This window comes from Mesorhizobium sp. M2A.F.Ca.ET.042.01.1.1, assembly GCF_003997405.1.
Classification (GTDB): Bacteria; Pseudomonadota; Alphaproteobacteria; order Rhizobiales; family Rhizobiaceae; genus Mesorhizobium.
On sequence record NZ_RZRX01000046.1, the window covers coordinates 19,638 to 31,846 of the forward strand.

General features: G+C 63.5%; 13 protein-coding genes. 9 read left to right on the plus strand and 4 right to left on the minus strand.

Features of this window, described 5'->3' with window-relative positions:
* The first annotated feature begins 173 nt into the window (after positions 1-173).
* From EOA23_RS09725 to EOA23_RS09755, 7 genes are all read left to right on the plus strand, one after another.
* A complete protein-coding gene (locus tag EOA23_RS09725) occupies positions 174-1,400 on the plus strand; it encodes an MFS transporter (protein WP_127303767.1) in 1,227 nt (408 codons plus the stop codon).
* A gap of 157 nt (positions 1,401-1,557) precedes the next feature.
* Positions 1,558-2,586, plus strand: a complete 1,029-nt coding sequence (locus tag EOA23_RS09730) for a LacI family DNA-binding transcriptional regulator (RefSeq protein WP_127303768.1) — start codon at positions 1,558-1,560, stop codon at positions 2,584-2,586.
* A gap of 293 nt (positions 2,587-2,879) precedes the next feature.
* Complete coding sequence (locus tag EOA23_RS09735; RefSeq protein ID WP_126060004.1) at positions 2,880-4,004, plus strand: sugar ABC transporter substrate-binding protein; 1,125 nt, start codon at positions 2,880-2,882, stop codon at positions 4,002-4,004.
* 75 nt (positions 4,005-4,079) lie between these two features.
* The gene (locus EOA23_RS09740; protein WP_127303769.1) at positions 4,080-5,624 is read left to right on the plus strand and encodes a sugar ABC transporter ATP-binding protein; all 1,545 of its coding nucleotides are present in this window, start codon (positions 4,080-4,082) and stop codon (positions 5,622-5,624) included.
* Complete coding sequence (locus tag EOA23_RS09745; RefSeq protein WP_126060006.1) at positions 5,621-6,601, plus strand: ABC transporter permease; 981 nt, start codon at positions 5,621-5,623, stop codon at positions 6,599-6,601. The genes EOA23_RS09740 and EOA23_RS09745 overlap by 4 nt, the downstream gene beginning before the upstream one ends.
* The gene (locus tag EOA23_RS09750; protein ID WP_126060007.1) at positions 6,598-7,584 is read left to right on the plus strand and encodes an ABC transporter permease; all 987 of its coding nucleotides are present in this window, start codon (positions 6,598-6,600) and stop codon (positions 7,582-7,584) included. The genes EOA23_RS09745 and EOA23_RS09750 overlap by 4 nt, the downstream gene beginning before the upstream one ends.
* A gap of 35 nt (positions 7,585-7,619) precedes the next feature.
* A complete protein-coding gene (locus EOA23_RS09755; RefSeq protein ID WP_245456425.1) occupies positions 7,620-8,123 on the plus strand; it encodes a gluconokinase in 504 nt (167 codons plus the stop codon).
* A 15-nt stretch (positions 8,124-8,138) separates the two neighbouring features.
* Here EOA23_RS09755 and EOA23_RS09760 read toward each other — a convergent pair whose 3' ends face one another.
* The 3 genes from EOA23_RS09760 to EOA23_RS09770 form a co-directional block, all read right to left on the minus strand.
* Positions 8,139-9,284 carry a hypothetical protein gene (locus EOA23_RS09760; protein WP_127303770.1) on the minus strand — a complete coding sequence of 382 codons (1,146 nt, stop codon included), beginning with the start codon at positions 9,282-9,284 and terminating at the stop codon, positions 8,139-8,141.
* Between the two features lie 162 nt (positions 9,285-9,446).
* On the minus strand, positions 9,447-9,896 hold the full coding sequence (locus EOA23_RS09765) for an Rrf2 family transcriptional regulator (protein ID WP_040970141.1): 450 nt from the start codon (positions 9,894-9,896) through the stop codon (positions 9,447-9,449).
* Between the two features lie 250 nt (positions 9,897-10,146).
* A complete protein-coding gene (locus EOA23_RS09770; protein WP_127303771.1) occupies positions 10,147-11,133 on the minus strand; it encodes a sulfate ABC transporter substrate-binding protein in 987 nt (328 codons plus the stop codon).
* A gap of 230 nt (positions 11,134-11,363) precedes the next feature.
* On the opposite strand from EOA23_RS09770, the gene EOA23_RS09775 reads away from it, so the two are divergent.
* Complete coding sequence (locus EOA23_RS09775) at positions 11,364-11,633, plus strand: antitoxin (protein WP_126060010.1); 270 nt, start codon at positions 11,364-11,366, stop codon at positions 11,631-11,633.
* The gene (locus EOA23_RS09780; RefSeq protein WP_126060011.1) at positions 11,633-12,031 is read left to right on the plus strand and encodes a type II toxin-antitoxin system VapC family toxin; all 399 of its coding nucleotides are present in this window, start codon (positions 11,633-11,635) and stop codon (positions 12,029-12,031) included. Before EOA23_RS09775 ends, EOA23_RS09780 begins: the two co-directional genes overlap by 1 nt.
* Positions 12,032-12,046: 15 nt before the next feature.
* Here the strand turns inward: EOA23_RS09780 and EOA23_RS09785 are convergent.
* The coding region (locus EOA23_RS09785) for a TOBE-like domain-containing protein (protein ID WP_189341564.1) at positions 12,047-12,209 on the minus strand (163 nt) is incomplete at its 5' end.

The following is a 12,209-nucleotide window of genomic DNA, read 5'->3' on the forward strand; positions in this document are numbered from 1 at the left end:
CGGAAAAGCGTTAGACATTTTTCCTGGAATTGCTCTGAGGCAAAACTCCAGGAAATGAGAGGGGTTCCCGGTTCTGGTGCCACGGATTCGCCGGTCGTGGCGCTGCTCGGCCCGGCAAATGCGCCGATAGTGGAGGCGAACCGCCGACTTCGAGAACAGCGGACAGGAACGCCTTGACGACGATCTCCAGCAATGCAGCGCCCCCGGGCATAGACAGCGCTTATGCCTGGACGAGGCTGGCCATTTCCGTATTGCTGGCGACCATTGGGGGCGTCGGCATGTGGGCGGTGGTCGTCGTTCTGCCGGCGGTCCAGGCCGAGTTTGGCGTCGATCGCGCGGCGGCCTCGATGCCTTACACTGCGACCATGGTCGGCTTCGCTGCCGGCAATGTGCTGGTCGGGCGCGCCATCGATCGTGTCGGTTACTGGATCCCGGCGCTTGCTTCCTCAACGGCGCTGGCTGCCGGCTTCCTGCTTGCGTCGCTCTCCGGTTCAATCCTGCAGTTCACCTTCGCCCAAGGCTTGCTGATCGGGTTGGGGACATCGGCTATTTTCGGACCGCTGATCGCCGACATCTCGCACTGGTTCAATCGCCGGCGTGGCGTTGCGGTGGCTACGGCTGCGTCCGGCAGCTATCTCGCCGGAACGGTCTGGCCGGCGATCATACCGCCGCTGATGCGGGCGGAGGGCTGGCGCTTCACCTATCTGGCGATCGGCATCGCGTGCCTGGCGACGATGGTGCCGCTGGTTCTGATGCTGCGCCGGCGTGCTCCAGCGGTTGTCGCAGGCTCGCCAGGCACGCGCCCGGTCCAGCCGATCGCATTGTCGCCGGCGGCACTTCAGATGCTGCTGGTGATAGCTGGTCTGGGCTGCTGCGTGGCGATGTCGATGCCGCAGGTGCATATCGTCGCATATTGCCTGGACCTCGGCTATGGCGTCGCGCATGGCGCCGACATGCTTTCGATCATGATGGCCGCCGGCGTGGTCAGCCGCCTTGCTTCCGGCTTCGTCGCCGATCGGATCGGCGGGGTGAGGACCTTGCTGATCGGTTCGGTTCTGCAATGCCTGTCGCTGTTCTTTTACATTCCCTTCGACGGGCTTGCCTCGCTCTACTTTGTCTCGCTGGTGTTTGGCCTGTCGCAAGGCGGCATCGTGCCTTGCTATGCGATCATCGTGCGGGAATACATGCCCGCCAAGGAGGCTGGCCAACGCGTGGGCATCGTCATCATGGCGACCATTTTCGGCATGGCTATCGGTGGCTGGATGTCGGGCTGGATCTACGACCTCACCGGTTCCTATTCGGCTGCCTTCCTGAACGGGATTGCCTGGAACCTGCTCAACATCCTGGTGATGCTTCTGGTGTTCTGGAAGGCAAGACGCAGCGTCATCGTCGTGGCCTGACGGCGCGTGCCGGCATTTCCGGGAATACGCTCGGCTTGACAACAAATCGCGGCTGCGCGACGCCAAGGCCAGTGAACGCGGACTGCGAGATGGCGACACCAAGGTCAATGGCATTGCGGGCGCGCAGCGGGCGGGATTTGCCGCACGGGGCTCGCCCTTGACCAAGCCGCGCTCCCGCCGCGGCGGCGGCCGTCCGACCATTGCCGATGTCGCGCGTAAGGCGGGTGTCGGCGCGATCACCGTATCGCGGGCGCTGCGCGAGCCCGGACGGGTGTCGCAGGACCTTCGCCGGGAGATCCAGGCAGCGGTCGACGAACTCGGCTACGTGCCCGACCCGAACGCGCGCGCGCTTGCCTCGGCGCGCGCCGAGGTGTTCGGCGTGCTGGTGCCTTCGCTCACCAACAACGTCTTCGCCGAAGTGGTGCGCGGCATCTATGACAGTCTTTCCGACAGCCCGTTCCGCATCCAGATCGGCAACACGCATTATTCCGGCCTGGAGGAAGAGCGGCTGTTGCAGGTTTTCGGATCGCAACGTCCGGCGGCGCTGATCGTGGCCGGCATCGACCAGACCCCCGGCGCGCGACGACTGCTGGAGAATGCCGGCTGCCCGGTGGTGCAGGTGATGGAGACCGGGCCGGACCCGGTCGACATGATGGTCGGCTTTTCGCATCTGGACGGCGGCAGGACGGCCACCGAGCACCTTCTGCAGGCCGGCTACCACAAGATCGGCTTCATCGGCGCCAGGATGGATCCGCGTTCGCAGCGGCGCCTTGCCGGCTACCGCGCCGCCATGGAGGCTGCCGGGCTGTTCGATCCGCGGCTGGTCACCACGACCCCGGTGCCGTCAAGCGTGAGCCTCGGGCGCGAGCTGTTCCGTGACGCACTGGCCAAGATGCCGACGCTGGACGGCGTGTTCTGCAACAATGACGATATCGCGCTCGGCGTTCTGTTCGAATGCCGTCGCGCTTCCATCGACGTGCCGAAGCAGATCGGCATTGTCGGCTTCAACGATCTCGACATGATGCAGGTGTCGTTTCCCTCGATCACCAGCGTGCGCACGCACCGCTATGAAATCGGCACCCGCGCCGTCGCCATGGCGCTTGCGGCGATCACCGGAAACCGGCCGGAACAGCGGATCGTCGATCTCGGTTTCGAGCTCATGCGGCGCGAGAGCACCGCGCGTTGAAGAGCCTGGGAAAAATGTCGAAGGCACCGCTTTACAGTTAATCATGGTAGCGCTACCATTTGTCTGTAAAATCGACATTCGGTGGGATCAGAGGCTGTTTATTATACATAAGCAACAGTCGTTGCTTGTTTATTATGTATAATATGATAGTTTTCTAAATTGCCAGGAACGCTGAGGGGGAGAGGAGGATCAGGGCGACGTGGTCGTCCCTGTGGGCGTGTGTGGTGGGCGGAGGTGCCGACCGTGAGCGCCAGGATTCATCACAAGCAGAACTGCAACTGGGAGGAATATCGATGATCAAGTCACTCGTTGGCGGTGTCATTGCCGCCACTGCATTCGTCATGCTGGGTTCGTCGGCGATTGCCGGACCTGAAGTGGTCAAGGGACCCGCGGCAGAGCCGGACTGCTTTGCGCCATGGGCGGCCGACACGCAGTTTTTCAAGTTTCCGAAGAAAGACGGTCCTTACCGTATCGCGCTTGCCAACGGCTACATCGCCAACACCTGGCGCATCCAGATGATCCAGACGGCCAAGGCCTACGCGGCGCAGCCGGATGTCGCCAAGAAGCTCAAGGAATTCAAGGTCGTGTCGACCGGTGAGGATGTGCCGGCGCAGATTTCGGCGATCAACAACTTCATCGATTCGGGCTTTGACGCGATCGTCGTCAACGCCCAGAATCCGACCGCCTTCGGGCCGGTCATCAAGCGCGCCAAGGAAGCCGGCGTCGTGCTCGTCGCCTTCGACAACATCCTCGACACGAAGGATGCCATCAACGTCAATGTCGACCAGAAGGGCCTGGGCGAGCTCTGGGGCAAATGGCTGGTCGCGCATGTGCCGAATGGCGGCAAAGTGCTCGAGGTGCGCGGCGTTGCCGGCACCTCGGTCGACACCGATCGCCACAACGGCATCCACGAGGTGCTGGATGGATCGGGCAAGAAGTGGAATGTCACGGAGGTCGTCGGCAAGTGGGATGACGGCGTGGCGCAAAAGGCCACGGCCGATGCCATCGCCACCAGCGGACCGTTCGACGGCATCACGGGGCAGGGCGGCGACACCGGCATCGTGCAGGCGATGATCGACGCCAAGCATCCTTTCGTGCCGTTCGGCGGCGAGACGGAAAACGGCTTCCGCAAGTTCTGCGCCGCGCACGCTGCCGATGGACTGAAATGCTCGTCCGCCGGCACCGGCCCCGCACAGGTGGCGGTTGCCATCAAGACCGCGATCTCGGCACTCGAAGGCAATGTCGTGCCGCAGTCGGTCAAGCTTCCCCTGGCCATCGTCGAAGATCCGAACTTCAAGGCAGGCCAGGATTTCTTCCCGGACCAGTCCGACAATTTCTTCGTCGGCAATTCCTTCCCGACCTGCGGCATCAATTTCACCGCGCAGGAAATCATGGGCCAGACCAAGGAAAACAAGTAGTCTGACCGGACGGTGCCGCGGCGAGCTCGCGGCACCGTCCCCTTGTTCTCAACACGAAACGGCCGGGGAGGGCTGATGGACGGCGCGGCTCCGCTCTTCCGCATGGAAGGCATATCCAAGCGCTATGGCGGCGTGCGGGCCTTGGAAAAGGCCGACCTGACGGTCACCGCCGGCGGCATCCACGCCATTCTGGGCGAGAACGGCGCCGGCAAATCGACGCTGATCAAGATCATGGCGGGCGTCGTGGCGCCCGACGAAGGCACGATGACGCTCGATGGCCGCGAGGTGAGCTTCGCCTCACCGGCGGCCGCCAATCAGGCCGGCATCGTCTGCATCTTCCAGGAGCTGTCGCTCATCCCGGAACTGAGCGTCGCCGACAACATCGTCATTTCCGATCCGCCGAAGCGTTTCGGCATGATCGACCGCAAGGCGCAGCGGCGCATCGCGGAAGAAGCGCTGGCACGCGCAGGAGCTTCCGACATCCATCCGCGCGCCTTGGTCAAGGACCTGCCGCTGTCGCGCCGGCAGATGGTTGAGATCGCCAAGGCATTGGCCCGCAAACCGCGTATCCTGATCCTCGACGAGGCAACCTCGGCGCTGACGGCGGCGGATGTCGCCAAGGTGTTCGAAGTGCTGAAGCGGCTGCGCTCGGAAGGGCTGGCGCTGCTTTACATCTCGCACCGCATGAACGAGATCGCCGAACTCGCCGACCATTGCACGGTGTTCCGAAACGGTCGCAACGTCGCCAGCTACCCCGCCGGCTCGAAGAGCGACAATGAAGTGGTCGAGCTGATGATCGGCCGCGAATACAGCCATATCTTCCCGCCGAAACCCGGTCCAGATGCGGCCGCGACGACGGTTCTCGAAGCGCGCAACCTCTCCTGGGCCGACCGCTTGGACAATATCTCGTTGAGTGTCAGGGCAGGGGAAGTCGTGGGTCTCGGTGGTCTCGACGGACAGGGGCAGCGCGAATTGCTGCTTGCCTTTTTCGGCGTGCTGCGCGGCCTTTCAGGCGAGATCTTGATCGACGGCAAGCCGGTTTCGATCGCCAGCCCGACCGCGGCAAGCCACGGCCGCATCGGCATGGCGCTGATCCCCGAGGACCGCAAGACCGAAGGGCTGATGCTGCCGATGACGGTGCGCGAGAACCTGTCCTTCGCGGCGCTCGACAGGCTGTCGAAAGGCGGCATCATCGATCGCGTCGCCGAGCAGCGGCTGATCGACGACATGGTCGGGCTCTTGGCGATCAAGACGGCGGGTCTCGACATTCCTGTCGGCGCGCTCTCCGGCGGCAACCAGCAGAAGGTGGTGATCGCCAAATGGCTGATGCGGCAGCCGCGCATCATCCTGCTCAACGATCCGACGCGCGGCATCGATGTCGGCACCAAGCAGGAGCTTTACCAACTGATGCGCAAGCTGGCCGACGCGGGCGCCGCGATCCTGTTCTATTCGACCGACTATGACGAGCTGATCGGCTGCTGCGACCGCGTGCTGGTGCTCTATGACGGCGCGGTCAAGCGCGAGCTGGTCGGCGCCGAGATCACCGAGCACGCGCTGATCGCCAGCGCGCTCAACATCCATGGCGAAGGTGCCGGGCCGAGGCAGGGAGTAGGCGCGTGAAGGACTGGCGTTACTGGTTGGCCGAGCAGCGCGGAACGCTGCTGGCCTTCGGCATCTTCATCGTCATGTTCGCGATCTACAGCGGCAACCATCCGGCCGGCTTCACCGCCAATGTCGTGCAGACGGCGGCCAACAAGGGCGTGCTGCTGGCCTTCGTCGCCATGGCTCAGACATTGGTGGTGATCACCGCAGGCATCGACCTGTCGGTCGGCATGATCTTCACGCTCACCAACTGCATGGCTTCATGGCTGGTGATCGGCACCGGCCTGGAGACGGCGTTTGGCGTGCTGGCTGTGCTCGGCACCGGGCTCATCTGCGGCGCCGTCAACGGCGCGATCGTCATCTACGGTCGGCTGCAGCCGATTGTCGCCACCATAGCCACGGGCGCCGTCTTTTTCGGCTTGGCGCTGCTTTTGCGGCCGGTTCCCGGCGGTTCGGTCAATGAGGACCTTGCGGATTTCCTGACCGGGCGTTTCTTCGGCGTGGTGCCGGCGAGCCTCGTGGCGCTGCTCGTCATCGTGCTCGTCGTCTGGGTGCCGTTCAGCCGCTCCGAATTCGGGCGCGCCGCTTATGCGGCCGGTTCGTCGGAGACGGCGGCTTACATGTCGGGCGTGCCGATTCGCAGGGGAAAGTTCCTGGCTTACACGCTTGCCGGCCTGCTTGCGGCCATCGGCGGTCTGTTCCTGACCTTCTTCACCTATACGGGCGAGGCAGCCTATGCGAGCGGCAACGCCTACACGCTGTTCTCGATCGCCGCCGTCGTGCTCGGTGGCGTTTCGCTGTTCGGCGGCAAGGGCAGCGCCATCGGCGCGATCTTCGGCGCGCTCGCCTTCCGCACCATCGGCGACCTCTTGTTCGTCTTCGACTTCGATCCGCTCTGGCAGCCGCTGTTCCAGGGCGTTATCCTGTTGATCGCGGTCAGCCTCGGCGCTTTCGCGCTGTTTCGGGTGCGCAACCGGCTGGAGTGGTTCCTGTGAGCGAAACGACCATCGGCGGCATCGCCGGCCGCATGCCCAAGTTTCTGCGACGCGCCGATCCGGCTGTTGTCACCTCCTTCGCCTGCATTGTGATCCTGCTCCTGCTCGGCAGCCTCTATTCGCGCAGCTTCCTTTCGCCGGAATATCTGCTGCAACAGTTGAAGGTCGCGTCCTTCCTCGGTGTCATCGCCACCGGCATGATGCTGGTCATCCTGCTCGGCCAGATCGATCTGTCCGTGCCGTGGTCCGTGGCCACAGGCGCGATGATGGCCTGCGCGGCCGCCGCCTACGGATCGGTCGGCGTCGCTTTGGCCATTCCTTTCGGGGTCCTGTGCGGTGTCGCGATCGGCCTCGTCAACGGCATCGGCGTCGCCTATCTGCGCATTCCCTCGATGATCATCACCTTGGCCACCAATGCCGTGGCGCAAGGGCTGATGGTGGTCTATACGGGCGGTTTCTCGCCACAGGATTCGGCGACGGCGGCGATGCGCTATCTGGCAACCGGTTTCACCATCCCGGGCGTTCCCAACGCCGTCATCATCTGGGCGCTGATCGGTGCCGCGATGGTCTTCGTGCTGACCCGCACCAGCTTCGGCCGCGCCGTCTACGGCATCGGCAATCGCGAGCGCGCCGCCTATCTTTCCGGCATCGACACGCGCCGTATCGTGCTGATCGCCTTCGCCGTCTCCGGCGGCCTGTCGGCTTTTGGCGGCGTGCTTCTGGCCGGCTATGCGTCCAAGGCGGCGCAGTCGATGGGCGACGCCTATCTGCTGCCGTCGATCGCCGCCGTCGTGCTGGGTGGCACGTCGATCCTCGGCGGGCGCGGCTCGTATCTCGGCACCGTGGCGGGCGTGATCCTGATCACGCTCCTGCAATCCATCCTCTCGGTCATGCAGATGCCCGAGGCGGGGCGGCAGATCATCTATGGCGTCGTCATCGTCGCCATGCTTCTGCTCTACGGGCGCGCGCCGGCAAGCCGCTGACCGTGGATGAGGCAAGCGCAAGACCGCAGCTTCGCATGACCGATCTTCGGACGGCGCCGGCCATCGTCGTGATGGGCGTTGCCGGTTGCGGCAAGACGGCCGTCGGCGAAGCGCTTGCCGGGGCTCTCGGCGCCGACTTCATCGAAGGCGACCGGCTGCATCCTCCGGAGAATGTGGCGCGCATGGCGCGCGGCGAGCCGCTGACGGATGCGCTGCGCGAGGGCTGGCTCGACGCCATCGGCGCGCGCATCGCGAGTTCCGTTGCCGATGGGCGGAAAGCGGTGGCGGCATGCTCGGCGCTGAAGCGGACCTATCGCGACAGGCTGAGCCGCTTTTGTCCGGAGGTCGTCTTCCTCTACCTCAAGATCGATCGCGAGACCGCCTGGCGACGGGTCGCCAATCGCAAGGGCCATTTCATGCCCGCAAGCCTGGTCGACAGCCAGTTCGCCACGCTGGAAGAGCCTGCCGCGGACGAGCGGGCGGTGACGGCCGACGGGACGCGAAGTGTTGGCGATATCTTGAAAGAGATTGCTGGTTAGAACAGTTCGGGGGATTCAGGCGCCGTCATTGCCGATTGCGGCCTCGGTTGGCCGCTCGGTCAGCCGCGTGGCGCTCGACCAGGCCATCATCTGCTCCGGACAGAGTTTGAGCGTTTCCAGCATATGGTCGCGTTTCGAGAGGATGTATCCCGCCTGGACCGCAAGGTTCTTCGCCGCTTTGTCCCCCGCCGGCAATGCGGGCGCTTGCGTGCCTGCGCTCAACTCGCTGACGATAGCCCGGTACTGGCGGAAAGGGATCGTCTCGATCGTCGCCATATGAAACAGCGCAGCACCCGCGCGTGCGGCGAAGTTTGCCGGCGCCGAGGCGAGGTGGGTCCAGCCACGTTCGCCCATGGCGGCCTCGGCGAAGGCGGAGCCGGCATAGATGGTGTTGGTCATCAGCACCACGCCATTTGCTTTCAGGACCTTCTGGACGCGCGTGGTGACCTGATAGGCGTCGGTGCGCTCGAAGACGATCCGGCTTTTCAGGAAACGGTTCTCGACCTTGACCAGCGGCGGATTGATGACGCGCAAGCCGAATTCGCTTGGCGAAAGGCCGTGATACCGCGCGCTTACCTGATGGGCCTCGACGCCGGCCTCATGCAAGGCGCGCTTGCCCATGATCGTCTGCGCCGTGAACTGGTCGCACCATATGATGACGCCGCGCCCGTTGCGCAGGGCTTGGTGCAGAGCCTCGAGGCCTTCGAGGCGGATCGCCGGCGACCAACGCCAGCCGGTAACGAGATGCGCAGCAAGCGTCAGCCGCCGGCGGTGAACGGCGGCAAGCTGTGCTTCGAACATTCTTCGCGTGTCGACAGTGTCGCCGAGCACCGCCTTCACCGCGATGTCGTAGCGGGCGAACTGCTTGCGGAAATGCCGCTTGCGCCGGAGCCCCGACACCCGGCCGCAGATGGGTTCCCACGACGAGACCGGCAGCAGCGCCGCGACGCCAAGATAGAAACAGGACAGCAGGCTCTCGCGCAGGTCCCGATTGACGAAGCGGCGCAGTTTTCCGGGGCGGATTACCTTGCGGCTGAAGAAGCGAACGGTTTCGTTGCGCTCCGGGACCGGCACGTCGGCGGTGATCTCGGTATGATAGATATCGTTCGACGTTGGCTGCCGGCTGGCCCTGCGGGAATTGCCAAGCCAAGGCAGCCTCATGCGTCAGAGCCCCGTTCCACTTTTTAGACGGAGCATGATCTTATCCGAAAACCGGTACCCACTTTTTGCGTTCGCTGACCTTCGGTCGGGATCATGCTCTGCCGCTTTACTGCGTCGAAAGCAGACAAGCAACCAAGGGGCCTCTGTCGAGGGCGAGCCGTTTCAGATTTGCGAAGTGAGCTCTGCCGGGAAATCGTCGTTGTCGGCGTCGCGCATGGCAGCGAGGCTGCGGTTGTCCAGCACCTCGGCGATCGCCTGGCGCACTTCCAGCATCATGTGGCGGACCTGGCATGTCGCCTCGTCGCAATCCTCGCAACGCTGATATTGCGTGCGGCTGGCGCAAGGGATCGGCGCCAGCGGTCCGTCGAGCACGCGCACGACATGGCCGATCTTGATCTCGGAAGCGGGCCGGGCGAGGCGATAGCCGCCTTCCTTGCCCTTGCGGCTCTGGACGAAGCCGGCATTGCGCAGTTCGCCCAGGATCGCATCCAGGAATTTCTTCGGGATGTTGTTGGCGACCGCGATGTCGTTGACGAATGCAAGCTGGCCAGCCGGCAGGCTGGCAAGATGCACAAGGGCCTTGAGGCCGTATTTGCCTTTTTTGGTCAGCATGCCCGATTCAATTCATCAAACCCCAATCGCCTGCATCTGGCGGTTGTTTGTGTGCAAATCATGACAGTTTGACCGTCGAACGCCCTCTGGCCCAACAATTTGCCGGTGCAGCTTAGGCACAAACGCGTTGATTCTTCGTAACGTTTTTCACGTTGGGACCGAGATTTCCCCTGCGAACTCGGGCGGCCCCGCTTACAAGAAGAAAGCCGGCAAAGCCGGCCTCCTTGCGCTTCCTGATTGTGGAACCCTTTCAGCGGGTGCCATAGGCCTGATCGAGCAGCCCGCCTGCGGCGAAATGCTCTTTCTGAATCTTGTCCCAACCACCGAACACCTCCTCCACCGTCAGCAGGCGAACGTCCGGGAAGTCGGCCTTGTGTTTGGCGGCGACCGTCGCGTCGCGGACCCGCAAGCCGTTCTCGGCGGCGATCTCCTGGCCGTCCGACGTGTAGAGGAAGTCGAGATAGGACTTGGCGAGATCGCGGCTGCCATGCTCGTCGGCGACCTTGTCGACGATCGCCACCGGGAACTCGGCCAGCAGGCTGACCGAAGGGGTGACCTGCTCGAACTTGTCGTCGCCATATTCCTTGCGGATGCCGCGCGTCTCCGACTCGAAGGTGATCAGCACGTCGCCGATCTCACGCTGGACGAAGGTGGTGGTGGCGGCGCGGCCGCCGGTGTCGAAGATCGGAACGTTGTTGAAGAGCTTGGTGATGAACTCCTTCACCTTGGCATCGTCGCCCTTGAAGGCCTCCTTGGCGTAGGCGGTGGCGGCGAGATAGGTGTAGCGCGCATTGCCCGATGTCTTCGGGTTCGGGAAGATCACCTGCACGTCGTCACGCACCAGATCGTTCCAGTCCTTGATGTGCTTCGGGTTGCCGGCGCGCACCAGGAAAGAGGGCAGGGAATAGAAGGGCGACGCGTTGTCCGGAAAATCCTTCTGCCAATCGGCCGAGACGAGGCCCTTCTTGACCAGGAAGTCGACGTCGGTGACCTGGTTGAAGGTGACGACATCGGCGGCAAGGCCTTCGGCGATAGCGCGCGCCTGCGCGGAGGTGCCGGCATGCGACTGATCGATGGTAACGCCGGGATGCTTGGCGACGAAGGCCTTGTTGATGTCGACGAACAACTCGCGGCCGACATCATAGGATGCATTCAAAAGTTTGTCGGCCGACCAGGCTTGGGAGGACGCGAGGACGAGACCGGCAACAGCTGCGATGCCGAGCAATAGACGCTTCATGAAAACAGGCTCCAAGGAAAATCCACGAATTGCGGGAGAATAACCGTGACCCTCATGTGCGGCCAGACATGCGCGAGGCGCGATAGTACCGCAGCGAGAAAAGATATCGCCGGAAGAGTCGGTTGTTAGGATTTCTTTCCAGAGAAGACGCGGATTGGGCCCGTTCGGAGGTGAAAGATTGCCTTTTGACGCCGCAGCATATACATGTGGCATATACAAGGAAATGACCCATGGCACGACACCACCGCGCAACGCCGCCGAAGGAAGCAAAACTATTCCGCAACAACCGCAGTCAGGCGGTGCGAATCCCGGTCGAGTTTGAACTCCCTGGGGATAAGGTGCTGATCAGCCGCGAAGGCGACCGCCTCGTCATCGAGCCGGTCCGTAAATCAGGTCTCACGGCGTTGCTTGCCCAATGGGCGAAAGAACCTCCGCTCGGTCCTGAGGACGACTTCCCCGAGATCACGGATAGACCCGTCGAATCCGAGGACATTTTTTGATGCGGTTCATGCTCGACACGAACATCATAAGCGACATGATCCGAAACCCGGCCGGCAAGGCTGCTGGCGCTATGGCGCGCGCGGGCGACGCCGCCGTCTGCACCAGCATCGTGGTTGCTTCCGAATTGCGTTATGGCTGCGCCAGGAAGGGATCGGCCAACCTGCTCAAGAAGGTCGAGGAATTGCTGGCCGAGCTTCCCGTCCTGCCGCTCGATGTGCCGGTTGATGCCGAGTACGGCGTGCTCCGTGCCGAGCTGGAAGGCAGAGGCGAGACCATCGGCCACAACGACCTCTTCATCGCCGCCCACGCCTGCGCGTTAGGTACCACACTGGTGACGGCCAACACGGCCGAGTTCGCCCGCATCGGGAAGCTGAAGGTCGAGAACTGGCTGGAATAACGCCCGGCGCGGCGATCAAGCACCCGGGAAAAGCTTCCAGCGCCGCGGCCTGAAGGCGACGCGGCTCTTCTGCGCGGCGGGATGGTCGACCGGAAGCTCGATCTCGACGCGCTGGCGCTCGCCGCCGATCTCCAGCTCGACGCGCCTTGTGCCTGCGACGCGGCGGCTGGCGGCGACC